The following is a 26,873-nucleotide window of genomic DNA, read 5'->3' on the forward strand; positions in this document are numbered from 1 at the left end:
CCTATCTAGAGTTTTGGGGTGCGTAGATGCCAATCGGTTGCTTGCTCATAGGCATGAGCGACTTGCAATAGCAAATCTTCTCGCAACACATTACTCATCATCTGTATGCCAATCGGTAATCCCTGGTCATCGAATCCACAAGGTAAACTCAATCCAGGCAAACCTGCGAGATTCAAAGGAATCGTCATCAGGTCATTTAAATACATACTCAAGGGATCTTCTGTTTTTTCCCCTGCTTTGAATGCGGTGGTAGGAGCAGTGGGAGACACTAAAATATCAACTCTTTCAAAAGCCCGCTGGAAGTCTTGTTTAATCAAAGTGCGGACTTTTTGCGCTTTGAGATAGTAGGCGTCGTAATATCCCGCCGAGAGCGCATAAGTGCCTAACATGATCCGCCGTTTGACTTCGGTGCCAAAACCACTGGAGCGAGTCTGAGTATACATTGACAATAGATTGTCCGCGTCAGGCGTCCGGAAGCCATACTTCACGCCGTCGTAACGGGCGAGATTGGCGGATGCCTCAGAAGGAGCAATGATGTAATAGGTAGGCAAACCGTAGCGGAAGCGAGGACAGGAAATTTCTTGAATTTCGGCTCCTAAGTCTTGCAGCTGCTCAATCGCTTTTGTAACTGCCTGCCAGACGCAGGAGTCTACACCTTCGCCAAAAGTTTCTTTAATAAAACCTACTCTCAGCTGACCTCTAGGTCTAAGGTCAGGTCGCAGGGATTTGGCGTAGTTGGGTATTTTAACGTCGAGACTGGTGGAGTCCTTGGGATCGTAACCCGCGATCGCTCCTAGTAAAATTGCCGCATCTTCGACTGTCCGCGCAAATGGCCCAATTTGGTCCAAAGAAGACCCATAAGCAACCAGACCAAAACGGGAAACCAGCCCATAAGTCGGTTTTAACCCGACAACACCGCAGAAAGACGCTGGCTGACGGATAGACCCCCCTGTATCGGAACCAAGAGACACCACACACTCTCTTGCCGCCACCGCTGCCGCCGAACCGCCAGACGATCCTCCCGGCACCCGCTGTAAATCCCAAGGGTTGGCGGTGACTTGATAGGCAGAGCTTTCCGTAGAACTGCCCATCGCAAACTCATCCATATTCGTTTTGCCCACCATCACCGCACCAGCATCTGCCAGTTTTTGGGTCACGGTTGACTCGTAGGAGGGGACAAAATTTTCCAAAATCCTGGAACCGCAAGTGGTGCGAATCCCCTGGGTACAGAGATTGTCCTTGATGCCAATGGGAATGCCAGCCAGCGGCCCAATTTCTTCACCAGCAGCGATTTTGGCATCCACAGCCTGAGCCTGTTCTAATGCTCTCTCTGCTGTCACGCTCAAAAAACTATGCAATTTCGGCTCTAGTGCCTGAATGCGGTCTAAAGCTTCTTGAGTAAGTTCTACAGCGGAGCGTTCTTTACTAATGAGTTGTTTGTGCAACTCGCGGATGGATGCCATGCTTTGCTTCTACCTTATAGTGACTCAAAGTCCAGATATTTAGTATAGGTCGTGGTTTAGACGCGATGGTTAATTCAGCAATTCTTTGGAATTAGAAATTTTAGCAAGGAAGTTTGGCAAACCCTGAAATGCCGATCCGAAGGTTGTTTTATAGAAAACAGCGCTTCCCCAACCTTGCCCAATTACCTTCCAATTCGAGCATACTGGATCGTGTCAATCACACGCGCCAGGTCAATTATGCGTCGATTTCAGTTTTGCGCGATCGCTCCCATGCGCTTTCTCGCTCAGAAAGTATTGAGACTCGCAACCCTATTGCTATTGTCTCTAACATTTTTCGGTTGGACACTTCCAGTGCAAGCCGCTACCCAAATTAGTCCTCGATTGGAAGAGCAAATTTTGCAGGTGATTCGTCAGCACCCAGAAGTAGTTCTGGAGTCGGTTCAGGCATATCAGCAACAACAACAACAGAAGCTAAGCCAAGCTCAGCAGTCATTTTTGCAGGAGTTCAAGACTAACCCCAAGGCAGTGATTGGTGCCTCTCCGACGACGGGAACCGAGTCGTCAAAGGTTGTGCTAATCGAATTTTCAGACTTCCAATGTCCTTATTGTGCCCAAGCGCATGACACGCTAAAGGAGCTGATCGCAAAGCATCCGGATGAAGTGACTTTAGCTTACAAGCATTTTCCTCTCGCTCCGATCCATGCGGAAGCCATGCCAGCGGCTAAAGCGGCTTGGGCGGCAGAGCAGCAAGGTAAATTCTGGGAATATCATGATGCTTTATTTGCCAAGCAAGACAAATTGGGCGAGGAGTTGTATGTGGAGATTGCCCAAACACTCAATTTGGATTTAGAGCAATTTAACCGTGATCGCGCCAGCGATGCTGCTAGTGCTGCGATTGGACAGGATATTCAGCTAGCCGAGAGTTTAGGGCTTGCAGGCACTCCCTTTTTCTTGATCGATACTGAGACGTTCTCCGGCCCTATCCAACTGTCAGATATGGAAAATCTACTCACTGCTGCCAAGTAATTCCGGTGTCACCAAGATTGAATCTGGATTGAGCGTTTTAAGCGTTCATTGCCTTTGAGGGCTTCTGACAGCCTCAGTCATTTAGTTCTGAGTTGAAAGAATGCCAGATTCCAGAGAGGCTGTCCCTTTGGTAACTAAAGGCAGTGTAATCAGAAACTCGGCTCCCTTACTGGGAGAAGAAATGCACTCCAGTTGACCACCATGTTTTTCGACGACCACTTGGTAGCTGATAGACAAGCCCAATCCGGTGCCTTTACCAATCGACTTGGTGGTAAAGAAAGGTTCAAACAGGCGTTTTCTAACCGCTTCAGTCATCCCCCGTCCATTGTCAGCGATGCGGATTTGTACCTGCTGGGGGTTGAGTAACTGGGTATCAATGGTGATGCGGCTGGGATTTTCTTTGATATCCTCAGGCGATCGCTGTGCGTCCCGTTCGTCTAGAGCATCCATCGCGTTGGAAAGCACATTCATAAACACCTGATTCAACTGACCGGCGTAGCATTCCACCAAGGGCAAATCTCCGTATTCCTTGATGATTTCAATGCCGCGACGTTCGGATTTATCTCTCAGGCGATTGTGCAGGATGGTCAGCGTGCTGTCAATTCCTTCGTGAATGTTGACAGGTTTCACTTCTGCCTCATCCATGCGCGAGAAGTTGCGGAGTGCCAACACAATCTTTTGAATTCGCTCAGCTCCGACTTTCATCGACGATAGCAGCTTGGGCAGGTCTTGCATCAGGAATTCTAGGTCAATTGCTTCAGCTTCTTCCTGAATTTCTGAATGCGGCTGCGGATAGTGCGTTTGATACAGTTCCAGCAACCTCAGCAAGTCTTGCATATAGTCGTTGGCATAAGTGAGGTTGCCGTAGATGAAGTTGACGGGGTTGTTAATCTCATGGGCAACCCCAGCCACTAACTGTCCCAGACTGGACATTTTTTCGGTTTGTACCAATTGCGCCTGAGTCTGCTGGAGTTCCTTGAGCGTTTGCTCTAACTCCTGCGCTTTAGTACGGGTTTGATTGTACAAATCTGCTTGGTTGAGCGCGATCGCAAACTGCTCAATCACGACCTGTAACAACTCCACCTCGCTATCGTTCCAAAGACGCGGCTCGGTGCTGTGGCTACAGCAAATTGCGACAACCATCCCCCCAGGCAACTGAACGGGGATACCAAGCACTGCTCGCATTCCTAGAGTGCGTACAAATTCTCGCCAAGTGGGATCTTCTACCGTTTCGATATCTTCTATCCGTAAGGGTTCCAGCTTCAGAAGTTTGGTCGCTAACACACCAAATGCCGATGCGGGATAGCGTCCGGTCAAATCGGGTAGGTGAGCATGACGAACTTCCGGGGAAATTTCCCAGTACGGCTCCTCTACATTGCCGTGATACCAGCCAAGATGACACCGATCGGTCTGAAGGACTTGCTGGATTTCGTGCAATGTTGTTTCTAAGATGGCATCAAAGTCAAGAGAATTGCGAATTTGGTTGGTGAGGCGATTAATTAACTGTTCACGCTGTGCTTGCTCTTTTAGCTGCTGCGCGGACAATCGCAAGGCATCTTCTACCCGTTTGCGATCGCTAATATCCCTTGTTATGGCAACGATACCCAGAATATTACCTTGAGCATCCCGCCAAGGAGCTTTTGTCGTTAAAAAGGTGGTTTTGATGTCACCATTAGAAACAACTTCCTCGTAAGCTTCAGCAACGCCTGCTTCCATAATCTGACGGTCTTTCGCCATGATTTGGTGGGCAAGGTCGGGAGGGAACAGTTCAGAATCGTCTTTGCCAAGAATCTCCTCAATTGGCTTTGCAAAGAAGCTTGCCAGATTAGAGTTGAGCGCGATACAACGCCCCTGTTGATTTTTGACGAAGATGAAGTCTGGTGTACTTTCCAAAATAGAGTTTAAGATGGCATTGCGTTCACGCAGGTCTGCTTCCGCTTGTTTGCGTTCGTCTTCGACGCGCTTGCGATCGCTAATATCCGTCGAAATCCCACCCAGCGCGTAAGGCACACCATCCTCATCCAGAATCGGGAAATGCACCGAAACGTATGTATGCAAACCATCTTCATGGGGGATAACTTCTTCTGAGACGATGGCTTTTCCCCCTGCCAGAATCCGTCGGTCGTTCTGTGTAAATTGCTGAGCCGTTTGTTGGGGAAACAAGTCGTAATTCGTCTTTCCTTTGATCTGCTCTCTGGTAATACCAAATAACCGTTCAAATTCCCGATTAACCCGAATGTGCCGTCCTTGAATATCTTTTAAATAAATCACTGCCGGACAGTTATCGATAATCGCTTGTAGTTCTGCCTCGCTCTCTTTCAAAGCGGCTTCTGCCTGCTCTCGTTCTCGAATTTCGTCTTGCAGGTGTGCCACCACCGCTTGGAGTTCCTGAGTCCGTTCCTCGACTCGTTGTTCTAGCTCTAGCTTCCCTTGGTTCAGTGCTGCTTCCGCTTCCTTGCGCTCCGTGATATCTAGCAGCACCCCACAGAAGATGATTTCACCCTGATTGTTTTTCGTAGGGATAGAACTACCCTGCCACCAGCGTATCTCTCCATTCGGCTTGATTAATCGCCCTTCATAGTGCCAAGGGATCGATTGCTCAATCGCTTCAGCGACCGACGCATAATAGCGTTCTAAGTCGTCAGGATGCACCTGACGAATGAACGCGCCGAAATCTGCCATCACCACCTCAGCCGTCACGCCTAGGAGATTCCAGATTCCTTCGCTCATATAATCTACTTTCCAAACATCGTTCCGGTTCGTAAACTGGAAAATCACCCCAGGTAGATTCGCGGTGGTATTTCTAAATCGTGCCTCGTTCACAGCTAAAGCTGCCTCGGCTTGTTTACGCTCCGTGATATCTTCGGTTGCCAGGATGATGCCACCCATCACTCCGGTTTCATCTTGCCAAGGACGAATCTCCCACTTGCGCCAGCCAGTTGCGCCATCCGTTCGCTGAAACGGTTCTTCAACCAACATCTCGACTGCTTCGGTCAAACAGCGTTGGTATGCTGCCTGTAGTGGTTCCCAGTCCGTGGGGAAAACCTCAGGATGCGATCGCCCAATAATTGCCTGTTGGTCCAGTCCCAAATCGCTCAACCACCGCTGGCTGAACAGCAAATAGTTGAGGTTGCAATCGAGAATGGCAGCAGCCAAGGGTAGGTTTTCGATGAATCGGAAACAAAGGCAATCGTGCTTCAGAGGGTTCAAAGCCGGGAAGTGCTGTTTCATGAATTAGGGGTTGTTCCTACACTGGGCAGTATCTAATACTGGGACTTCTCAGCCTCCCCATCTGCATACCAAAGTGCATGATGACAAAGAGGATTCAATATCTAGAGTTCCCTTCACACAAAGGCTAGTAACATTTGTTGAAATAACGAATTGCAAAAAAACGAGAAGAATTCTGCGTATATAGATAAGTTTTATCGCTGGCAAATACAAGTGATAGGCCTGCTACCACTACACCTTACCAGCGCCCTAAATTCTGAATCAGTTCAGCACAAGAATTTTATTGTGTCAGATGATACGAACTTGCTGAACGCGCCTTCCAAGCTAACTTCAAGGCTAAGTAGTACGCGATCGCACCGATGACATCGACTGTAACGCGATTCAAAATGAAACTCAGTTAGCACAAACACTGAAAATTTTAGGCGATCCCCTCGCGGTCAAAAATGGGGAAACTTTCTCGTCGGGTGCTGTCTATTTATCTAATACGGACAGTTTATCAACTCGTGACAGCGAGTCTTAAAGTAAATTATGCGTCGAATTCAATTTTGGGCATTTGCCCCCATCGTCCTACTCGCTACATTCTTTCCTGGGATCGTTCAAGCGCGGCAGTCTGTGGCAAATGTTAGCGGTAATATTGTCCCCATTGGTCTTGCTCAAGAAGGATCTCTGTTGTTGGCGCAGGCAAATACGCTCTCACCTCTAGAACAAGCAGTGATTGCTGAAATGAATCAGGCGCGGAAAAATCCCGCCGCCTATGCCGCCGTGCTGGAGAATTGGAAAAAACGCTTCCAGGGTAAGCAAGTCAGAATGTCTGGAAATGTCTTTTTACAAACCCAAGAAGGCGTCAAAGCCGTCGATGAAGCGATTCGCTTTCTGAAATCCACTCGTCCTCTCCCACCTCTAAGTGCATCGAAAGGGATGTCATTGGGGGCTAGAGATCATGTGAAAGACCAAGGACCAAAAGGTAAGGTCGGTCACAATGGGAGCGATCGCAGCGATCCGTTTTCTCGTATCAACCGCTACGGTTCCTGGCAAACCACCGCAGCCGAAAATATTAGTTACGGCTCTGACACGGCTCAATCTATCGTGATGCAGTTAATCATTGATGATGGAGTTCCGAATCGCGGTCACAGGAAAAACATTTTCAACCCCGCCTTCCGAGTTGCCGGAGTAGCTTTTGGGTCTCACGCAAAATATAAATCCATGTGCGTGATTACCTATGCTGGAGGATATAAAGAGAAATAGGCTTCATGGATCACTCGTCCTCCTCATCTCATCTCCTCAGCGTTCTGTGCCAGGGAAAAGGCTTTCCGATTCTCTGTCTACACGGTCATCCGGGTTTAGGCAGCAGTATGTCTGTCTTCACTAACCACTTATCCCAAAAATTCCAAACTTTTGCTCCTGACCTCCGGGGATACGGTAACAGTCGCATTAATGGAAATTTCACGATGGAAGACCATTTGACCGATTTGGAGGCGCTTCTAGACCGCTTCCAGATTGAGCGTTGCCTATTACTGGGATGGTCTTTAGGAGGAATTTTGGCGATGGAGCTGGCGCTGAGGCTACCAGAGCGAGTCACGGGTTTGATTTTGATTGCCACAGCAGCACGCCCCCGTGGGAATCATCCGCCAATCAGTTGGCAGGATAATTTGTACACGGGGGTTGCTTCGATTGTGAATCGGGTACAGCCTGGGTGGGAGTGGAATATCGAGACCTTTGGGAAGCGATCGCTCTATCGCTACCTGATCGGACAACACACTCCCGGCACCTACCGCTACCTCGCCTTAGAAGCGATGTCAGCTTACCTGCAAACCTCAGCGGCGGCAACACGGGCACTCAACACTGCTCTGAGAGCTGGTTACAACCGATTGCCAGACATCCAGCACATCCAGTGTCCGAGTTTGATGCTGGCAGGAGCAAGCGATCGCCACATCACTCCTGAGTCAAGTTTAGAAACGGCTCATCACCTCAAGGATTGCCAATGGCATTGCTACCCGAATACCGCTCATTTATTTCCCTGGGAAATTCCCGAACAGGTACTGCGGGATATTGACTCCTGGCTCGATAGCCATCCGCAAGTCACAATGCCAGAGAGAGTATAGATACCATCCCATCGGCACCTCACCCTGTACCAAGGCAATTTAGCCCTGACCAGAGCAGGGTGGTTTCATTGATTAAACGAAAATTCTGTAACGTTGATTTTGGTTAGCGGTAGGGGTATAGCAATGCCCCTACAAAATGTCGCCATGCCTGGATATTTTCTTTGATTGGATGAAAACACCCTGGACTTAGCTCTGACTAGAGGGTATGCCAGTTCAAATTTGGTATCCAAATCAAATTTTGTTAATCTTCCAGATTCCAGAAGCATCTAACCCCGCCTCCAACCCCTCTGGTTAACCGAGAGGAGTTGAGGGTGAGGTGCCAAAGATCGGGATATTACCCGCTAAACGGCTCAAAACTTAAGAAGGCTGACCGCTAAAAAACGTGGCTGTTCTCTGGCGGTCAAAACGCTCCCCCGACTCATCGTAAATCGTTAGCCTCTCTGGCTTACAGCGCTTCACCGTGACTTTAAGACCTTTAGCTCCTTCTTCTTCCAAGTCTTGGATATAACCAGCTTTAGTTCCATCAGCTTCCTGGGCGCGAAGGAAAGGACCAAAGTAGTAAGTACAACGGGGGTTGTCTGTGACAATCTCAACCCACCAAGCCCATCCAAAGAAGTGGAGAATGTTAATCAAAAATTCCTTCATGTTCTTTGCCTATCTTAGGGGATACAAAGCAGCCTTCTAAAAGGGAGTTCTTTACATTTTGTTATATTCTGTCATCTTTCTTTTTGAAACCCTCTTTCGTGAGGTTATTCAAATAGAGCCGATTCGACCAACGCTGACGATAGATTTCATAAAGAGCCATTCCTCCTGCGACTGAGGCATTTAGGCTTGGGGTGTTTCCCTGTAGCGGAATCGAAATCAAGAAGTCACAACACTTTTGGGTCAGAAGATTCAATCCTTCACCTTCAGAACCAATTACTAATACTACTGGTCCAGTAAATTGCGTAGTGTGTAACATTTGACCATCACCTGCGGCGGTGCCGTAAATCCAAAAGCCAGCCGCTTTCAATTCTTCTAAGGCACGGCTGAGGTTAACCACTCTAGCAACAGGAAAAGTTTCTAAAGCTCCGACTGCCACTTTCATGACGGCGGAGGTGATTCCCACTGCCCGTCGTTGAGGGATCACCAATCCTTGGGCACCCAAGGCTTCTGCCGTGCGAATAATCGCTCCCAGATTGTGGGGATCGGTAATCCCATCCGCTACCACCAGCACTGGCTGCTCTGAGACGGATTTTGCCTTAGCGATTAACTCACTCAGGTCAGTGTAAGCGTAGGGTGCGACTTGAGCGACTACACCTTGGTGATTCCCCCCGTGGCTAATTTGCTCTAGGCGGCGGGCGCTGACTTCATCGATTACCGTTCCCCGTTCCTTGGCTTTCAGTAGGAGGGAGTGAAAGCGGGAATCATAACGCAAATTTGGCAGTATCCAAACCCGATTTAGCTGGCGATGCTTCTCCAAAGCGGTGAGGACAGGATGCCGTCCATAAATCAGATCGCTTTCTTCTTCGGGTGCGGCAGCTGCTGCTCGATCCTCGTCCTGGGGACGACCTCTGGGGATCTCCCGTTCGTGCCGGTTGGAAATCGACTTCTTTGGCTTAAAGTTGTCTGTCGGGCGCGTATCAGTCGAGTCAGTGTCTTTGTGGCGGGAGGCGGGACGGATTTGCTGACGTTCTCGGCGCGTATCAGTCGAGTCAGTGTCTTTGTGGCGGGAGACGGGACGAATTTGCTGACGCTCTCGGCGCGTATCAGTCGAGTCAGAGTCTTCGTGGCGGGAGACGGGACGAATTTGCTGACGCTCTCGGCGCGTATCAGTCGAGTCAGAGTCTTCGTGGCGGGAGACGGGACGAATTTGCTGACGCTCTCGACGCTGAAGAATCGGCTTGACTTGCTCGTGCTTCCCAACCGGGCGCGAATCCCAATTCGCATCCTCGTTATCAGAGATAGAGCGCTCCTGGGGCGTCCGGTGTTCTATAATTCGCTTCCCAATCCGATTTTCCCCAATCCGCTTTGGGAAGGCACGCTTGGCTCGAATGGGCTTCCCTCGACTGGTAGTGGCTCTGTTCGGATGATGAGGGCGGCGATGTTGATCGGCCATATTGTTAAGAATCTTTAACTTGTGAAAGTGGATTTAGCTCTAAGTAGCTCAGCAGCTGGTTCAATCGCTGGGGATCTGTTAGGTAAAGATAGCCCATCAACGTCTCTAAGCTGGTAGCTTGTTGATAAATTTCGGGATCAAGGCGCTTGGGACGACCTGCCGCAGCGTTACGTCCTCGCCGCAAGATTTCTAATTCTGTGTTGGTGAGGTGGGGTTCGAGCGATCGCAATGCTTTTGCTTGACTTTCGGCTCTCACCTGCGCCACTACCATGTCATGATAAGCGTGGGATCGCTTGGGTGGCAGTAGATAAAAACTACGGATATAAAGTTCATACACGGCATCTCCTAGATAAGCTAAAGACGCCGGGGAAATCTGCTGAATTTGACTGCTGCGTGCGATCGCCCAGGTCGAGTTCAACGATATTTTGGTTTGACCCAGTACAGGGTTAGTATTCAGCCAATCTGAACACTCTTCCTCCTGTGAACTCACATTTATGCCCTACCTCGCCCTCTAGTTGATCTTAATGCTTTTGCCTGAAAACCAGGTGATAGGGAATCGGTAGTAGGCACTCGGTAAGGGGAATCGGTAATCACCTGTTCCCTGTGTCTCCTAAGCCTCTGCACCGCTGCTTTTTATTTCCCCATCATTGCCCGTTCAGGACTTTTGAAAATGATTGGGGCGGGTTCTCAAGCCCCCGCCCCTCAAGTGCGATCAGCCGAGTTATCGCGGCATCACGAAGAGCGCATCCGCGCCGCTACGCGATCGCGCTTCTGTATTAGGTCAAGCAGGCTTGACATTCTCCAATGCCGCTTCGACTGAAGGCTGCAATGACAGAAACTGTTCCAAGCGAACCAGCTTGACAGTTTGAGTCACACGGGCATTTGTAACAATTTGCAAACTACCCTCAAGGCTTTGGGCCTTTTTCACCAGCTGCACTAAAGCGCCCAATCCAGAACTATCAACAAAATCAATTTTGGAAAGATCCAGAACAATGTTACTGGGACTTTCCTCAATACACTTGCTGATAACTTTCCGAAATGTGGGTTCGGAAAAAGCATCCAATAAGCCTGTGAGGCGGAATAGTTGATAATTGTCCCTAACTTCGCGAGTGCCTCTTAAGCTGACAGTTAGGGTTAGTGGCTCAGGAATAACACCCTCCTAGCTGGATTGTCCTTAGTCGAGGCTTTATTATAAAACACAATGCGCGGATATACCCATTTGTTGTGATTAGTCCTGAGTCATTGACGATTAGTCAAGCTGATAAGTCAAGGACATCAGACTTGCTACGTCACCTGGGACAAACTTCACCCCTTCCCCTCTTTAGTCGCAAAGAGGGGGAGAAGAGAGGGAGACATCCTCGCGAATGAGTCTTAACAGGCAATGCGATCGCGTCTAGGAGATCCGCTTATGCGATCGCATCTGCTCAACAAATTGCTCAAACAGATAGTCGGCATCATGTGGACCAGGGCTGGCTTCTGGGTGATACTGCACGGAAAAGAAGGGCAGAGATTTGTGCCGCAACCCAGCCACAGTGCGGTCGTTCAGGTTTAGGTGAGTAATTTGCACTTCTGGATTTAAAGAATCCGCATCGATCGCAAACCCGTGGTTTTGGCTGGTAATCTCCACTCGCTGGTTCTCAAAACCAGCGGGTTGATTTAAGCCCCGATGACCAAATTTGAGCTTGAAGGTGTCAGCCCCCAGCGAAAGACCGAGAATTTGGTGCCCCATACAGATCCCAAACATCGGTTTTTGGCTTTCTAGCAGTGCCTTGGTGGTTTCGATGCCTTCGGTGACAGCAGCGGGATCGCCGGGACCATTGGAAAGAAAAATTCCATCCGGGTTGTGTTTGAGAATTTCTTCGGGGGGTGTATTGGCGGGAACCACGACCACGCGGCAACCGTAACTCGCCAGACGCCGCAGGATGTTCCGTTTGATCCCAAAATCAAGGGCGACCACCGTGAGGGGTTCCCCGGTTTCTGAGGGGATTCCAGGGCTAAATTCCCAACTCGACTCGGTGGGGTCAGACCACTCATAGACCTTGGCAGTCGTCACTTCTCGAACGAGATTCAATCCTGCCATGCTGGGAGCTTCTTGCACTTTCTCCAACAATTCAACGGGGTCAAGAATTTCGGTGGAAATCGCGCCATTCATGGCACCAGAGGAGCGAATCTTCCGGGTAAGGGCACGGGTATCGATGCCGTAGATGCCTGGAATGTTGTGTTGCTTGAGATAATCGGGCAAAGACTGGCTGGAACGCCAATTGCTGGGACGGGAGGAAATGTTACGAGCGATCGCGCCCCGCACTTGAGGACCATTTGATTCTTCATCATCTAGATTGACGCCAGTGTTGCCTAATTCTGGATAGGTGAAGGTGACAATCTGACCACAGTAACTGGGATCTGTCAAGACTTCTTGGTAGCCGGTGATACCCGTGTTAAAGACCACTTCACCGATAGACGTTCCAGAGGCACCAAAAGACCAGCCTCTGTACGACGTGCCATCGGCAAGGACGAGCAGCGCTGGTTGATTAGAAGAAATAGGCATAAGGGAGTGGTTAGTTTTTAGAAATTAGTTCTTATTTGGTTAAGTTATCATCTCACAGCCGGTTGGGATAAGGCAGGCGGGGCGTTGTGTGAGAATGCGATCGCATTTGGCAGATCCGAATTGAAGGGGGATGGCATTGTATTAGTAGGGCATGGCATTGCCATGCCTTATTGAACGGGAGAACGGCTATCTAGACACCGCCCGTTTAAAAGAAAATTCGCGAATGGCTAATTTTTCAGAAACTCAACTAACTGCTCCAACTTCGACCAAGCAGTACCGCTACCCAAAATTTCTCTAGCCATCGCAATACCCTCTACATGGCTACCCATTGCGATCGCGCCGCCAACCTGGAGTGCCAACGCCGCATTCAAAGCCACTACATCCTGCTGCGCGGATGTTCCTTTTCCTTGAAGGACATCGCGCAAAATTTTGGCATTTTCCTCAATATCTCCACCCCGAATCGACGTGGTGGGTGCTGGTGTCAAGCCTAATTCTTCGGGATGCAGCGTTGTCAGTTGTACCTCACCACCAGACAGCACTGCTAAATCGGTTGCGTCTGCTAACCCAGCTTCATCCAGTTTCTCTCGTCCATGCAGGACAATTGCCTGCTGAGTTCCTAACTGCCCCAAAGCATGGGCAATCGTCACCACCAAGTTGGGATCGCACACACCAATGATCTGTCCGGTGGGGCGTAACGGATTTACTAAGGGACCTAGTAAATTGAAGACCGTCCGCACTTTCAAGGTTCGCCGTAGCGGTGCCACCGCTTTCAGCGCTGGGTGCCAACCAGGTGCAAAGAGAAAGGTAATCCCGACTTTCTCAAGTGCTGCTTGTGCTTTCTCACTATTGGCATTCAGATTGACTCCCAGCGCTTCCAAGACATCCGCCGAGCCAACTTTGCTCGAAGCCGAACGATTGCCATGTTTGGCGACTGAGATGCCAGCAGCAGCGGCGACAAAGGCAACGGCTGTCGAAATATTAAAGGTTGATGCCCCATCTCCGCCAGTTCCACAGGTGTCAATAACTGGGCTGAGGACTGGGGACTGTAGGGGTTGGCTGAGTGGAGAAGACTGGGACTGTAACACCTGAGCCATCCCCGCGAGTTCGTCTGCTGAAACCCCCTTTGCTTGAAGGGCGGCTAAAATCGCCCCCGATAGCACTGGTGGAATTTCCTCGTTTAACCATGCCTGCATGAGAGAGGAGGCTTGGTCATGAGGCAGGGATTGCCGATCGAGTAGCTGTTGTAGCAAGTTTGGCCAGATGGATGAGTCGGTAGAAGCGATCGCTCCTGTCGTCCCAGCAGTATCTTGGCTCATCAGTGAAGGAGTATTAGTCATTAACAGGTCTGGGTGTGGCGCACTCAGTTCAGAGGCATTTTGCAAAAGCTTATCGGATCGCCAAGCTCTCTAGCAACGTCCTGCACAATTCTCTCCCGTAATCTTACTGAGATTGCACAGACTGAGATTGCACAGATCGCACAATAGGTTTTTGACTAAATATTAAGATTCAGCTATTTTGCCGATTCCAATTCGGCTCTTTTAGTTTGATGATTTAAGTATTAGTGTTTGCCATCTTCAGTTTTTTCCTATTTGTTAAATTTGCCTGTAGTTATATATACATTCTTTGTTCACTTTACAAAACTTTTATATAAATCGTTGCTTCTTTACAATAAAAATAAATTTATTTTACAAAAAATTAGTAGTTCAAGCATGAATCAAATCGGGATGATTACGGAGGTTTTTTAATGCAATCTTCTAAGCAGAAAGTTTCTCAAGAAACAATAAATTTAAGCGCTGTACCTATCCCAGGAAATTACGCTAAAAAACCTCCTAGAAATCGATTAAAGAAACTCATTAGACGCTTAAATATTAGGCAAAAAATTAGTTATGGATATGCGGTTGCTATCGGAATAGCAGCTTTAGGAACCAGTGCGGGGCTTCTAGTTGGGGAATATTACCAGAGACAGGTAGCAGAGCAACTCGAACACGCCCAGCAAGAAGAATATCTCTTAAGCCACTTGAAAATCGCTGTACTAGAAGCAAGAACCCACCAGCAGCAGTTAATTTCCCAGTTAAAAAAACCAAAAGAGTTTCAAGGCGAAGTCTTCCGCTTATCACACCAAATTAATAAAGTTAAAGAACTCTACTTCCAAGTAAATTTATTGGGGACTCAAGATAAACTTTTTAAGCATTCGGAGAAAGAAAGTGCGGAAATCAAAAAATGGTTGGAAATTTACGGTGGGACTGTAGAAGCTTACAGCCAAAACTTAAACTTAATCTTAAAAAAAATTGAGCAAGCTGGGTTACAGCCAGAAACAGTTCCCAAAAACCAGAATTTATTGTTAAATTTTACCGATACTGAAGAGGCGCTTAAGTTTGATAGTCTCTCGAATGATTTAACAAAATTGATTGAGGTTTCTACTCAGGAAGAGGAAGAAACAGCGATCGCTTTCCAGCAGGTCGAGAAACTACGTATCCAGATTATTGCTGCCAGTATGTTGCTGTCAATGGCGATCGCTACGATAATCGCCCGTTATTCCAGTCGAGCGATCGCCCATCCTCTGGAAACCGCCACCCAAATTGCTCAGCAAGTTACCGAACAAGCAAATTTTACTCTCCAAGCACCCGTAGTCACCGAGGATGAAGTTGGACGCCTGACAACCTCCCTCAATCAGCTGATCCGCAGCGTCGGCACCTACACCCAGGAACTGAAGCAAACCCAAGCACAGCTCGATCGCTTCTTCAACCTTTCATTCGATATGCTTTGTATCGTTGGGTTTGACGGCTATTTTAAGCAGATAAACCCAGCTTTTGAAACAACACTTGGCTACACTGGCGAAGAACTTTTAGCAAAGCCATTGTTGCATTTTATTCATTCTGACGATCGAGCAACCAGCATTGCTAAGGCAAAGAAACTTGCCAATGGGGTGATGGTTAGCTCCTTGATAAACCGCTACTGCTGTAAAGACGGTTCCTATAAATGGTTGGAGTGGACGTGTGTTCCCTTTGCGCCAGAAGGTTTAATCTACGCGGTTGCCCGTGATATTAGCGATCGCATACAAGCCGAAACAGCACGGCAGGAAAGCGAACAGCAATTTCGAGCTTTGGTTGCTAATATTTCAGGTGCCATCTATCGGTGTGGCTGCGATAACGACTGGAAGATGGAGTTTATCAGCGATGCGATCGCAGAAATTTCTGGTTATCCGTCAGGGGACTTTATTCACAATCAAGTTCGCACTTTTGCCAGTATTATCCATCCTGAAGATACCGCGATGGTGGACAGGCTTGTCCAAGAGGCTGTGCAGAAAAAACAGCCTTTTATCATCGAGTATCGAATTATTCGAGCCGATGGAAGCATCCGATGGGTCTATGAGAAAGGTCAGGGTATATTCAATTCCGCTGGGGAGCTTCTGTCTCTAGACGGAGCGATCTTTGATATTAGCGATCGCAAGCAGACAGAAGAGGCGTTGTATTCATCAAACCGGCGAGTCTTCAAGATTCTGGAAAGCATCACGGATGCCTTTTATGCCCTCAACCATCAGTGGGAGTTCACCTATATCAACAAGCAAGCGGAGCTACTTTTACAGAGAACCCGATCGGAACTTCTGGGCACCAATATTTGGGATGTGTTTCCCGAACCAGTTGGGTCAACTTTTTACAATCAATATCACCAGAGTGCTGCTCAACAAATTTCCATCGCGTTTGAAGAATTTTACCCCTCTCTCCATACCTGGTTTGAAGTCCGTGTCTACCCCAGTGAAGAGGGGCTTTCTGTCTACTTCCACGACATCACCGAGCGGAAAGCTGCTGAGAAAGCCCTGGCAGAGCGAGCCAGACTAGCTGCATTTCGTGCTGATGTTGGGTCTGCTCTCACCCAAAGCGACACCTTACCAGGCATCCTGCAACGCTGCGCCTTGGCTGTGGTTAAACACCTGGATGCCGCATTTGCCCGCATTTGGATGCTCAATGCCGAGGAGAACGTACTGGAACTGCAAGCTAGTGCAGGGATATACACTCACCTACACGGCAACCATCACCGCGTGAAAGTCGGACAATTCAAAATCGGTCTGATTGCCCAAGAGCGAAAACCGCACTTAACGAATTCGGTCCTCGACGATCCTCGTGTCAGCGATAAGGATTGGGCGAACCGAGAGGGAATGGTTGCCTTTGCGGGCTATCCCTTAATTGTCGAAGATCAGCTGATTGGGGTGATTGCTATGTTTGCCCGCCATACCTTCAGCGAATCTACTTTCAAAGCGCTAGAATTTGCCGCCGATGAGATTGCGATAGGCATTAAGCGCAAGCAGGCGGAGGAGGCACTGCGCGAAAGTGAAGAGCGATTCCGCTTGTTAGTGGAGGGTGTGAAAGACTATGCAATTTTCATGCTCGATCCTCAGGGAAGGATTGCCAGTTGGAATGCTGGGGCAGAACGCATTAACGGCTATCGAACCGACGAGATTTTGGGACAGCATTTTCACTGCTTTTATACCGCTGAAGATATCGAACTAGGTAAGCCAGAGGAAGAACTGAGGGTAGCGACCACCGCCGGTCGGTTTGAAGACGAAGGCTGGCGCGTTCGCAAGAGCGGATCGCAGTTTTGGGCGAATGCGATCGTCACAGCTTTATGGGATGAGAGTGGACAGCTACGGGGTTTCTCAAAAGTAACCCGCGACATCACCGAGCAAAAACTGGCACAGGAGAAGCTGCAACGAACAACATCGCTACAACAAGCGATTTTAAATAGTTCTAACTACACAATCATTTCTACGACAACAGCGGGTACGATTCTCACTTTTAATGCAGCCGCAGAGCGATCGCTAGGATATGCTGCCTCTGAGGTCGTGGGCAAAATGACGCCTGCGATCATCCATGACCCAGAAGAAGTCGTAAAACGGGCGCAAGAACTATCTCAGGAGCTGGGAGTTCCAATTGATCCTAATTTTGAGGTTTTTGTTGCCAAAGCCCGATTAGGGGGGTCAGACGAGCGAGAATGGTCTTATATTCGCAAAGATGGTAGCCGCTTCCCCGTGCTGCTGTCGATAACGGCTTTGCGCGATGCACAAGGTGAGATTACTGGGTTTCTCGGAATTGGCAATGACATCACCGATCGCAAAGCTGCTGAGCAAGCATTGCGGCAATCGGAAGCTCAGTTCCGAGAACTGGCGGCTCAAGAAGAACTTTTCAATCAGCTATCTAGGCAGATCCGCCACTCTCTAGAACTGGATACCATTCTAGAGACGGCTGTGAACGAAATCTATCATCGGTTGCACCTGGATACGTGCATCTTTGCCTGGTACCGTCCTGAGATGGAGCCGGTTAGTTGGGAAGGGGTTAAGGAAGCAAAAAATAGTGATTTTCCTAGCTGGGTGGGTTTTTTCCCGGATGAAGCTTTTGCTGCATTTACTGAGAAAATCCTGCGCCAAGAAATTGTTCGTGTCGATGATGTCAAGACTCTAAACGACGATCCGGCGTTGCAGCAGGTGTTACTGGGAACGGGTGCTGCTTCTGTATTAGGGCTACCGCTTCAGACACAATTCGGTAGGATTGGCTTGATAAGTTGTAATCGCATCCAAGAAGCAAAACCTTGGACGAATGCTGACGTGGCACTGCTCTGCGCGATCGCAAATCAGATGGCGATCGCAATTAACCAAGCTGAACTCTACGCCGAAGCCGGTCATTCTGCCCGTCTTGCCCAAGATAAAGCCTTGCAACTCGAACAAACTTTGCAAGAACTCCAAGAAACTCAAACCCAACTGATTCAAGCCGAAAAAATGTCCAGCCTCGGTCAGATGGTTGCTGGCATTGCCCATGAATTTAACAACCCGGTTAACTTTATCCACGGCAACCTCCAACACGCCAATAACTACATTCAAGACTTGCTTGACTTAGTTGAGCTGTATCAGCAGCAATATCCCGAACCTACACCTGAAATTGAAAGCTTTGTAGAGAAAATCGAGCTAGAATTTACGGCTAAAGACCTGCCCAAAATGCTGTCTTCCATGAATATAGGAACGCAGCGAATTCGCGAGCTAGTCTTATCTTTGCGGAACTTCTCGCGCCTTGATGAAGCGGACATGAAAGCCGCTGACCTGCACGAAGGCATCGACAACACGCTGTTAATTCTAAATAACCGTCTCAAAAAAGAGGTTGAGGTGATTAAGCACTATGGAAATTTACCTTTCATTGAGTGTTATCCCGCCCAGCTCAATCAAGTGTTTATGAATATTCTAAATAATGCGATTGATGCCCTATTAGGTCAAAAAGAGCAGAGCGAGAAACAAATAGTCATTTCTACTCAAGTAATAGCAAACAATCAGATTAGCGTGAGAATTCGAGATAATGGGTCTGGAATCTATCAACCCATAATAGAGAAGATATTTGACCCATTTTTTACAACCAAGGAAGTAGGAAAGGGGACAGGTTTAGGACTTTCAATTTCTTACCAAATTATTGAAAAACATGGTGGGAAGATTTTCGTAAGTTCCCAGTTCGGAGAAGGAACAGAATTTGCGATTTCTCTTCCAATTAAACAGTCAATTTTGTCTGCTAAATCGGCTACAGCGCAGTCGAATTAAGATTTATTTAGGCTATTTTCCTTTCCATTAACGCAAGCCTTGGGTAAACAGTTCAAATCCAAATTTTTGTAGCTAAATAATCTGAACCAATAGTACCATCATGTAAAATCAACAAATTACGAATAACTATCTGAAAAAATATGTCAGAAAGTCGTGGAACCTTCAACGCCGAGGAAGTGTTGCCGGACGAGCGCAACTTCGTCGCCGCTGTTCTAGATACAGCAGCAACTTTGGTAGTGGTTCTCGACACTCAGGGACGAATTATCGTTTTCAATCAAGCCTGCCAGCAAACCACTGCTTACTCGGCGGAGGAGGTCAAAGGCAGACCATTCTGGGATTTGTTTCTGCTGCCAGAAGAAGTGGAACCTGTCAAAGCGGTCTTCAAAACGCTTCAAGCGGGTCAGTTCCCAAACCAATATGACAACTACTGGTTAACGCGCGATCGCGATCGCCGTTTGATTGCTTGGTCAAATACGGCGCTGCTCGACTCCGCTGGTGGGGTTAAGTACATTATCGGTACGGGAATTGACATTACCGAGCGTCACCAGGCAGAGCAAGCGCTAAAAAAGGCAAAGGCTGAGCTAGAAATCAGGGTTGAAGAACGGACGGCTGAACTTAGGAAAGCCAACGAGCAATTGCAGAGGGAGATGCTAGAGCGCCAGCGCACCGAGGCAGCGCTCCAGCAGAGCTATAACCTCTTGCAGGGAGTCATTGAAGGAACGCCTGATGCAATTTTTGTCAAGGATCTGCACTGCCGGGTGGTGATGGCTAATTTAGGTCTTGGCACCATTTTGAATCGGCAGGTAGAGGAAATTATTGGCAAGGATAATAGCGAATTGTTGCCACCTGAACTTGCCCGTCAACTCACAGAGACCGAATGTCGAATTATGGCATCGGGAAAAACTGAAGTGGTTGAGGAAGCTGTTACCATCATGGGCATCACCAAGACTTATCTTTCGACCAAAAGCGTTTTGCGTGACCCTTCTGGTAAGGTGATTGGTCTGATTGGCATCTCGCGGGATATCACCGAGCGGAAAGCCGCTGAGGAGGCACTTCGAGAATCCGAAGAGCGTTATCGTAACTTTCTTGAGACTGCCTTAGAAGGAGTTTGGGTGATTGACGCTGAAAGCAAGACGGTTTTTGTCAATCGCACAATGACAGAAATGCTTGGCTACACAATTGAGGAGATGCAGGGTAGACCGCTTCATGATTTCATGGATGATGAAGGGAAAGCGATCGCTGCTCACCAAGTCGAACTTCATCGCCAAGGGATCGAAGGCAAGATTGATTTTAAATTAAGTCGCAAAGATGGCTCGTTTCGATGGGCAATTGTTTCGACCTCTCCCATCTTCGACTCAGCAGGAAATTATGCTGGAGCCTTTGCGATGATTACGGATATCACCGCTCGCCGACAGGCGGAAGAAGCACTGCGCGAAAGTGAGACGCGGCTGAGAGAACAAGCAAGGCGGGAAAACTTGCTCAACCGTCTGGCTAGCCAAATCCGTAATAGTCTCAACTTAGACAAAGTTTTAGAAACAACTGTGCAAGAGATCCGCAATTTGTTGCAGATTGAGCGGTGTCATTTTGCCTGGTATTACCCTGACAGAGAGGAACCCGGCTGGGAAATCGTCAAGGAAGCTCGCAATCCGGAGCTTTCCGATTTAAAGGGTTACTATCCGATTGCTGCTGTCGGGTCAATGGGGCAAAAGCTTTTGAACCTGGAAATGCTGCGAATCGATGATATTGAGAAACTGAGCCAGAGGTCGCGTCTGGCGGCTCAGCCAAGCGAGAAGCCGCGAAGCGCGGCATACGTTAGCGATCGCTTGTGGCGTAGATTTCTGCGTTCGATGGGCTTCGCCTCTATCTTGGTGCTGCCCATTCAAACGCGATCGGGTACCATTGGTATCCTGAGCTGTTGCCAGAGTTCTGCACCCAGACCTTGGAGCGATTGGGAAGTCGAACTACTGCACGCTGTAATTGACCAACTTGCGATCGCGATTAACCAAGCCGAACTCTACGCCGCCACCCGCACCACTGCTAGACAATTCCAAGAACAAGCCGCCAAGCTCGAACAAACCCTGCACGAACTCCAACAAACCCAAGCTCAACTGGTACAGACAGAAAAAATGTCGAGTTTAGGGCAGTTAGTTGCCGGTATTGCCCATGAAATTAATAATCCCGTCAACTTTATTTATGGCAACTTAGCTCACACGGAGGAATACTCCAAAGACCTCCTCAATCTGCTACAGCTTTATCAGCACCACTATTCCCATCCAGTCCCTGAGATTCAAGACGAAATGACGGCTATCGATCTAGATTTTCTGATCGAAGACCTTCCCAAGATGCTAACTTCAATGAAAGTGGGTGCTGAGCGCATTCGTCAGATTGTCTTATCGCTGCGGAACTTCTCCCGTCTGGATGAAGCAGAAATGAAGGCAGTTGATATTCACGAAGGGATTGAGAGCAGCCTCCTGATTCTACAAAATCGCCTGAAAGCGAAGCCCGACCATCCTAGCATTCAATTAATGAAAGAATACGGCGACTTGCCACAAGTAGAATGCTATGCCGGACAGTTGAATCAAGTCTTTATGAATCTACTGACGAATGCAATTGATGCCTTAGAAGACAGAATGAGTCATGGAGAAGAAAATACTCATTCCTACATCCCTAAGATTCGGATTCGCACCTCTGTTATCAACTCCGATCGGGTATCGATCAGCATTGCCGATAACGGTCTAGGGATGACAGAAGCCATGAAAAAACAGCTATTTAATCCCTTTTTTACAACTAAACCCGTAGGCAAAGGCACGGGTTTAGGTTTGTCGATCAGCTATCAAATTGTTGTGGAAAAGCACGGAGGTCAATTGGACTGCCTCTCGGAATTGGGGCAAGGTACAGAGTTTGCGATCGCAATTCCGATTCAACAGCACACTTAGGCTCCATTTTATCGGCTTTGCACTTAAATACACTACAGCTAACTAGTGCCTTCTGTTTTTCGTTTTTACTGATTAACCTTAACTGAGTGGCTGATTAATTCGACGAGTGTTAGTCTGTTCATGCTGAAGTGTTAGCGCAGAAATAAGCTGTGTCCAAAGGGACTTTCAGTAGAATAAATAAAGCGATAAAATTTTAACGAGTAACAGCAATGGGTATCCATCGCGGCATCGTTTCAGCTACCTTTTTAATTTTGACAGGATTGAGCGCGATCGCTCCCCCTGTTTTCTCTCAAATTCAGGAGTTTACAACTAAACAACCTGAACTCCAACAAATCGATCTAATTTTTAGCCCGAATGTCAATCAAAGTTTTGAAGACGTGCTTGAGCAAGCAGAATCGATTGCTAGTAATTCTGTTGAGCAGGAATTCGCACGAAACCCGGAGGTTACACAAATTTATATCAGAATCTTCGGTGATGTCAAAGGACTAATAGCCCCGCTTCTATTTTCAAAAGTGTATCGTTCTGATTGGCAGACAGAACCTAAAATTGACCGTTGGATTCGCTATTTTGATAATTCTGGATTGTTGCTAGGCTTTTATAATAATTCATCTAATTCCTTGCCACCACCGATTCCTCCGACACCCACCTTCGGGCGCGAAGACGATCCGGGTTTTCGCGATGATTAATCTACAGGTAAATATACAGATAGAGGCGCGAATAAGCGCCTCTAATACACTTCGGTTAAGGTTTTAAGCCAAAACTTCAGCGCCTCTCAATCCCCCCCTTCAAAAGGCGCAAGAAAAGTAAAAAAGAGTTTTTTAAATCTCAATTCACTTTTTTATTGCCACACCTAAGCTTCTTCGCTCCCAGTTGATGAGAGCTAGGGGGAATCTAAGCGTTACAGCAATCACTGAAAATTATTCATTGCGCCTCTAAGTATAAAAAACGCTAAAATAATCTTTTTAAGACAACAAACCTGGATTTTTCTTTCTACCCTTTAACCCGGTTATTGTTGCCAAAGTTCCAAACAGAAGGATACCCAATGTAGGAGTAGTTTCAGGAACAACTGCCACCTCATCAACCACTAAGGCTGAAATACGTGTTCCATCCCCAACATCCACAACTCCAATCCCTAAAGTATATTCCCCTGAAGCTGGAAGAATATAAGAAAAAGTTTGCAATCCAGTTTCTTTATTAAAGACACTTGCAGAGTCACTGAACTTTGAAATTGTATCCGCTAAATTAAAGAATTGAGTACCAGAGTCTGACTGAAGGCTGACAAAAGCAAAGTCATTAAAATCAGGATAGGTAAAGTCATTAACCGCAGCTTGCTCAACAGCCTCATTCGTGAGGAAGTTCCAAGAAAAAGATAACTTTTGCCCAGTACTGCCTTTAAAAGTTTGCTTGATGGCAGATCCCTCAATCGGCTCTGCGGTAGCCAGATCGTATAAAGATTCATCGCCCAAGAAAGTTGAGAAACCCAAGAATCCTTCTAAGCTCTCTTCTTCAGCAAAGCCAGAAATGAAGGTGACGGGAGCAGCATTACCGCCAATAATCGGATTTGAATTATTGTCAAAACCAAGAAGTTCTTGGTATGCAGTTGAGAGAAAAGCTTGACTTTTTCCTTGGGATGGCTTAATTCCGAAAGCTGAAGTTTCTATTCGATAATCGCCTACGGTTTTCCAACTCTGAAACCCTTCTTCAAATCCTCCATTCAGGATAGCAGCCTTTGCTGTATCCGGAAAACATACACTGGCACCGATAGCAAGTGCCGCAAGACTAATTGTTTTTATCATTGAGATGACTCCTAGTTTTTTCCGCAAAAAAGGTCATTTTTCAAGTTCTGCTAATTTTTAAGAGCAGGCTTGGGTTGACTTTAAGTATTTTCACGGATACCTCTATTAAAAGCATTTGTGGTTAAGCAAACATTAATAGAGGAATAAGACCTGCTAAAATTCGGCTTAACAATTTTATTGACAACTTTTGGATAAATTTATATTTTATTAATCTTGTATTAACCCAGAGATTAAAGAAGCTTAATTCTACGTCAGTAGTATTCCAGAGGGTGCGTAGAAACACCCAGATTTGGCGGTGGAAGTCGAGCATGAGGGAGCCGCCCATTCGACTAGAGAGAACAAAAAGCAGGCAAGATGCGACAGGTATAGCTACTTATGCCGATGGCTTGAGGTAATGCTGCGTTGACTAGCAGTTGACATGAATGCTGTGGCTTCGCTGTCGCAGCATTTTTGGTTGGCTGTTTTGGTTGACTGTTTAGGCTTTATAGAGGTTAGCTCGGCTAAATTCCTGCCAAATAATGACTCAAGATTTTTGATTATTGCGATCGCAAAAAGAGAGGAATTTAATGTCTAAGTTCAGTCGGAGGCAGCTACTAATTTTTTTTGGGGCGAGTGCCGGTACTGCTGTACTAGCTCCTACTTTGGGAAGACAGCGTTTTGGCAGCAATCCTAACGTTGCCCAAGCGGTTCTCCCACTGAAATTTACCCCAGTGCGATTGCCACATCCTTTACCGATTTATCAAGAGCAAAAAAGTTTTTACGCTACAGCCATTAATAATCAAGGAAGCGTCATCAATGCTTCTACCGATACTCGGTTAAGCACCTACAACATCATTGATGATGTTGTCGTGCCACCAGAATACGAACGTTATGTGATTGTACGTTGGGGCGATCGCGTCTTCCCTAACCAAGAAGAATATTTTGGCTACAACAACGACTACACCGGCTTCGTTCCTCTAGATGGCAGAAATCCCAACGACGGCTACTTATGGGTAAATCACGAGTATGTCTCTTACCCATTTTCTTTGGAGGCTCCAGGCACTTCAGAGGATTTAGCCGGATTCCCCGAATCGTACCCCTTAGTCATTGGGCAAAATTTGCCGAGTGACAGAACGAACATCGAACTCTTGGGCGAATTTTTGTACAACATGGGTGGCTCCGTCATTCGGATTGCCCGCGCAGATCGTGGCGGACGCTTTTCTGTTGTCCGCGATCCCAAAAATCGACGCATCCACCATCTTTCAGGTTTAGGGATTAACGCTCAGCGTTCCGATGCGTATAAAAATGTCACCTCCTGGGGTTCCAAGAGCTACCAGAAAGGAGATCAAAACTACTTAATTGGCACTGGACCCGCCGCAACTCAAGTCTTCCCTCTAAGTTCAGATGGACTGGGTAACAAAATCATCGGCACTGGATACAACTGTTCTGGCGGCACCAGTCCTTGGGGAACCATTTTCTCCGCTGAAGAGAACTTCCAAGCCAGTAGCCTCTTCTTCATTGGAGTCACAGAACCCGTGAACCCCAACGGCACGCAGACTGGCTATATTGCGGGTACTAGCGGAGCTACCTTTGGCTTAGTTGGGGAAAAATATGGTTGGATGGTCGAAATTGACCCCGCCGATCCCAATTTCCGTCCTCGGAAACACACCGTCTTGGGTCGTTACCGCCATGAAAATATCACCATGCGGGTGGAGGCTGGAAAAAAATTAGTTGCCTACATGGGTGATGACCGACGCGGCGGACACACCTGGAAATTTGTCAGCAAAGGCACAGTCTCTGCCCCCAATAGCAAGAACAACAGCGCTTTATTTGAGGATGGGACGCTGTACGTCGCCCGTTACAATCCCGATGGGACAGGAACGTGGATTCCCCTGGACTTGAATAGTGCCACCAATCCCATTCCGCCATCCGTGCTTGGCTCTAAAGAAATTGCCGCCTTGGGCAAAGCAAGCCGGAATGGTTTGATTAAACTACCCAAACGGAACGGTGTTGCTGGTCAAACGACCGATGGCGGTGCTTTGAATGTAGATACAACGAATGAAGCTACCATCCTGCCAGCTTACAAAGGGAAAAAGCTGTCCAATTTCTACACCAGCCAAGGTGCTGTCCTCGTGGATGCCTTCTTAGCTGCAAACCTCGTTGGCGGAACTCCCACCGCACGTCCCGAAGATTTAGAAGTTCATCCTCGCACCAAGGATGTATTTATTGCCTACACGGATGGTGCGGCGGGAAGCGATGGCTACCCTGATTCTCGAATCTTTGTAGTTTCTAAGTACAGCCCTGCCGTCAACGCCGGACAACCTTCGGGCGAACTGTTCAAAATTATGGAAAACAGCTCGGATGGCACGGGTACAACTTTCCGCTGGCAGCGATTTGCTAAAGGTGGGGAAGCGGGAGCAGAACCAGGTTCGGGTTTCGCCAATGTGGATAATTTGGCATTTGATCCCCAAGGAAATATTTGGGGCGTTACGGATATGTCTACGAGCGCTCACAATGGTTTTGATGTTGGTGCTGCCGCAACTCCACTACGCATAGACCACAGGGTAGTGGGTTCTGAATCTCCTAGTGTGGATGATTCTAATCTCAATGTTGAGACTTCTAACCTGATTGGGGTGTTTGGCAATAACTGGCTGTTCTTCATTCCCACCACTGGGCCGGATGCGGGAGAAGTTGTACCGTTTGCCTATGGCCCACCGCGTTGCGAGTTGACGGGACCAACGTTTATTGGGGATACGCTGATCCTGGCGGTGCAGCATCCCGGTGAAGATGTGCCATTCACTCCTCAGCAAACCCTGAGCCGAACGATTGAGATGCTGGACTTGAATGGCACTCTATTTAACCAACAGCGCACGGTTCCTCGGGGCAGTAACTGGCCTAGCAATATTGAGGGCAATCCTCAAGGGCCACCACGTCCTTCAGTGATTGGCATTCGCCGTAAACAGTCAAATGGCACGTTTGTTTAATTAATGCCGTGTGCCACGAATCTGCCGTTGCTACCTAAGTGTCTCGAGCCCCCCAACCCCCCTTAAAAAGGGGGGCTAAGAAAAGTTGCACTTTGGGTTTAACTAACTAAAAAGGCAAAAGAAAGATTCTTGTCTCTTTCTT

16 protein-coding genes are annotated in these 26,873 nt (G+C 47.8%); 7 read left to right on the forward strand and 9 right to left on the reverse strand.

Annotated elements, in window-relative coordinates; all coding sequences use genetic code 11:
* Positions 1 to 5 precede the first annotated feature (5 nt).
* Positions 6 to 1,463 (reverse strand): Asp-tRNA(Asn)/Glu-tRNA(Gln) amidotransferase subunit GatA, encoded by a 1,458-nt coding sequence (gene gatA / locus H6H02_RS09440; protein ID WP_190816915.1) that lies wholly within the window; start codon positions 1,461 to 1,463, stop codon positions 6 to 8.
* Between the two features lie 237 nt (positions 1,464 to 1,700).
* Between gatA and H6H02_RS09445 the strand changes: the two genes are divergently transcribed.
* Positions 1,701 to 2,489 (forward strand): thioredoxin domain-containing protein, encoded by a 789-nt coding sequence (locus H6H02_RS09445; protein WP_190817083.1) that lies wholly within the window; start codon positions 1,701 to 1,703, stop codon positions 2,487 to 2,489.
* An 81-nt stretch (positions 2,490 to 2,570) separates the two neighbouring features.
* Here the strand turns inward: H6H02_RS09445 and H6H02_RS09450 are convergent, their stop codons facing one another.
* Complete coding sequence (locus H6H02_RS09450) at positions 2,571 to 5,720, reverse strand: PAS domain-containing protein (RefSeq protein ID WP_190816917.1); 3,150 nt, start codon at positions 5,718 to 5,720, stop codon at positions 2,571 to 2,573.
* A gap of 525 nt (positions 5,721 to 6,245) precedes the next feature.
* On the opposite strand from H6H02_RS09450, the gene H6H02_RS09455 reads away from it, so the two are divergent.
* A complete protein-coding gene (locus tag H6H02_RS09455) occupies positions 6,246 to 6,962 on the forward strand; it encodes a CAP domain-containing protein (protein ID WP_190816919.1) in 717 nt (238 codons plus the stop codon).
* 5 nt (positions 6,963 to 6,967) lie between these two features.
* Complete coding sequence (locus H6H02_RS09460) at positions 6,968 to 7,819, forward strand: alpha/beta hydrolase (RefSeq protein ID WP_190816921.1); 852 nt, start codon at positions 6,968 to 6,970, stop codon at positions 7,817 to 7,819.
* A 357-nt stretch (positions 7,820 to 8,176) separates the two neighbouring features.
* On the opposite strand, the gene H6H02_RS09465 is transcribed toward H6H02_RS09460, so the two are convergent.
* The 6 genes from H6H02_RS09465 to trpD form a co-directional block, all read right to left on the reverse strand.
* Positions 8,177 to 8,464 (reverse strand): DUF1816 domain-containing protein, encoded by a 288-nt coding sequence (locus H6H02_RS09465; protein ID WP_190816924.1) that lies wholly within the window; start codon positions 8,462 to 8,464, stop codon positions 8,177 to 8,179.
* A gap of 61 nt (positions 8,465 to 8,525) precedes the next feature.
* Positions 8,526 to 9,545 (reverse strand): 23S rRNA (guanosine(2251)-2'-O)-methyltransferase RlmB, encoded by a 1,020-nt coding sequence (rlmB, locus tag H6H02_RS09470; protein ID WP_347342592.1) that lies wholly within the window; start codon positions 9,543 to 9,545, stop codon positions 8,526 to 8,528.
* A gap of 376 nt (positions 9,546 to 9,921) precedes the next feature.
* Positions 9,922 to 10,341 carry a ribonuclease III domain-containing protein gene (locus H6H02_RS09475; RefSeq protein ID WP_347342593.1) on the reverse strand — a complete coding sequence of 140 codons (420 nt, stop codon included), beginning with the start codon at positions 10,339 to 10,341 and terminating at the stop codon, positions 9,922 to 9,924.
* Positions 10,342 to 10,698: 357 nt separating this feature from the next.
* Positions 10,699 to 11,067, reverse strand: a complete 369-nt coding sequence (locus H6H02_RS09480) for an anti-sigma factor antagonist (protein WP_190817085.1) — start codon at positions 11,065 to 11,067, stop codon at positions 10,699 to 10,701.
* Positions 11,068 to 11,310: 243 nt separating this feature from the next.
* Positions 11,311 to 12,462: a glutamine-hydrolyzing carbamoyl-phosphate synthase small subunit gene (carA, locus tag H6H02_RS09485; protein WP_190816930.1), complete on the reverse strand. Its 1,152-nt coding sequence runs from the start codon at positions 12,460 to 12,462 to the stop codon at positions 11,311 to 11,313.
* A 227-nt stretch (positions 12,463 to 12,689) separates the two neighbouring features.
* Positions 12,690 to 13,778 (reverse strand): anthranilate phosphoribosyltransferase, encoded by a 1,089-nt coding sequence (gene trpD / locus H6H02_RS09490; RefSeq protein ID WP_242040639.1) that lies wholly within the window; start codon positions 13,776 to 13,778, stop codon positions 12,690 to 12,692.
* A 428-nt stretch (positions 13,779 to 14,206) separates the two neighbouring features.
* Here trpD and H6H02_RS09495 point away from each other — a divergent pair, with 428 nt between their 5' ends.
* The 3 genes from H6H02_RS09495 (at position 14,207) to H6H02_RS09505 (ending at position 22,658) form a co-directional block, all read left to right on the forward strand.
* Entirely contained in the window at positions 14,207 to 19,036 is a 4,830-nt protein-coding gene (locus H6H02_RS09495; protein WP_190816932.1) for a PAS domain S-box protein, read from the forward strand.
* Positions 19,037 to 19,176: 140 nt separating this feature from the next.
* Positions 19,177 to 21,972 carry a PAS domain S-box protein gene (locus H6H02_RS09500; RefSeq protein ID WP_190816935.1) on the forward strand — a complete coding sequence of 932 codons (2,796 nt, stop codon included), beginning with the start codon at positions 19,177 to 19,179 and terminating at the stop codon, positions 21,970 to 21,972.
* Between the two features lie 209 nt (positions 21,973 to 22,181).
* On the forward strand, positions 22,182 to 22,658 hold the full coding sequence (locus H6H02_RS09505) for a hypothetical protein (RefSeq protein ID WP_190816937.1): 477 nt from the start codon (positions 22,182 to 22,184) through the stop codon (positions 22,656 to 22,658).
* Between the two features lie 276 nt (positions 22,659 to 22,934).
* Here H6H02_RS09505 and H6H02_RS09510 read toward each other — a convergent pair whose 3' ends face one another.
* Complete coding sequence (locus H6H02_RS09510) at positions 22,935 to 23,768, reverse strand: hypothetical protein (RefSeq protein ID WP_190816939.1); 834 nt, start codon at positions 23,766 to 23,768, stop codon at positions 22,935 to 22,937.
* A 566-nt stretch (positions 23,769 to 24,334) separates the two neighbouring features.
* On the opposite strand from H6H02_RS09510, the gene H6H02_RS09515 reads away from it, so the two are divergent.
* Complete coding sequence (locus H6H02_RS09515) at positions 24,335 to 26,731, forward strand: PhoX family phosphatase (RefSeq protein WP_190816942.1); 2,397 nt, start codon at positions 24,335 to 24,337, stop codon at positions 26,729 to 26,731.
* The last annotated feature ends 142 nt before the right edge of the window (positions 26,732 to 26,873 follow it).

It is taken from the genome of Coleofasciculus sp. FACHB-1120 (genome assembly GCF_014698845.1).
Lineage (GTDB): Bacteria > Cyanobacteriota > Cyanobacteriia > Cyanobacteriales > FACHB-T130 > FACHB-T130.

What these genes read in the sequence shown, in the direction of transcription:
- H6H02_RS09500 (WP_190816935.1), top strand. Translation starts at nt 19,177, where the DNA reads ATGTCAGAAAGTCGTGGAACCTTCAACGCCGAGGAAGTGTTGCCGGAC.
- H6H02_RS09515 (WP_190816942.1), top strand. Translation starts at nt 24,335, where the DNA reads ATGTCTAAGTTCAGTCGGAGGCAGCTACTAATTTTTTTTGGGGCGAGT.
- H6H02_RS09495 (WP_190816932.1), top strand. Translation starts at nt 14,207, where the DNA reads ATGCAATCTTCTAAGCAGAAAGTTTCTCAAGAAACAATAAATTTAAGC.
- H6H02_RS09510 (WP_190816939.1), bottom strand. Translation starts at nt 23,768, where the DNA reads ATGATAAAAACAATTAGTCTTGCGGCACTTGCTATCGGTGCCAGTGTA.
- trpD (WP_242040639.1), bottom strand. Translation starts at nt 13,778, where the DNA reads ATGAGCCAAGATACTGCTGGGACGACAGGAGCGATCGCTTCTACCGAC.
- H6H02_RS09460 (WP_190816921.1), top strand. Translation starts at nt 6,968, where the DNA reads ATGGATCACTCGTCCTCCTCATCTCATCTCCTCAGCGTTCTGTGCCAG.
- H6H02_RS09505 (WP_190816937.1), top strand. Translation starts at nt 22,182, where the DNA reads ATGGGTATCCATCGCGGCATCGTTTCAGCTACCTTTTTAATTTTGACA.
- carA (WP_190816930.1), bottom strand. Translation starts at nt 12,462, where the DNA reads ATGCCTATTTCTTCTAATCAACCAGCGCTGCTCGTCCTTGCCGATGGC.
- H6H02_RS09450 (WP_190816917.1), bottom strand. Translation starts at nt 5,720, where the DNA reads ATGAAACAGCACTTCCCGGCTTTGAACCCTCTGAAGCACGATTGCCTT.
- gatA (WP_190816915.1), bottom strand. Translation starts at nt 1,463, where the DNA reads ATGGCATCCATCCGCGAGTTGCACAAACAACTCATTAGTAAAGAACGC.
- H6H02_RS09455 (WP_190816919.1), top strand. Translation starts at nt 6,246, where the DNA reads ATGCGTCGAATTCAATTTTGGGCATTTGCCCCCATCGTCCTACTCGCT.
- H6H02_RS09465 (WP_190816924.1), bottom strand. Translation starts at nt 8,464, where the DNA reads ATGAAGGAATTTTTGATTAACATTCTCCACTTCTTTGGATGGGCTTGG.
- H6H02_RS09445 (WP_190817083.1), top strand. Translation starts at nt 1,701, where the DNA reads ATGCGTCGATTTCAGTTTTGCGCGATCGCTCCCATGCGCTTTCTCGCT.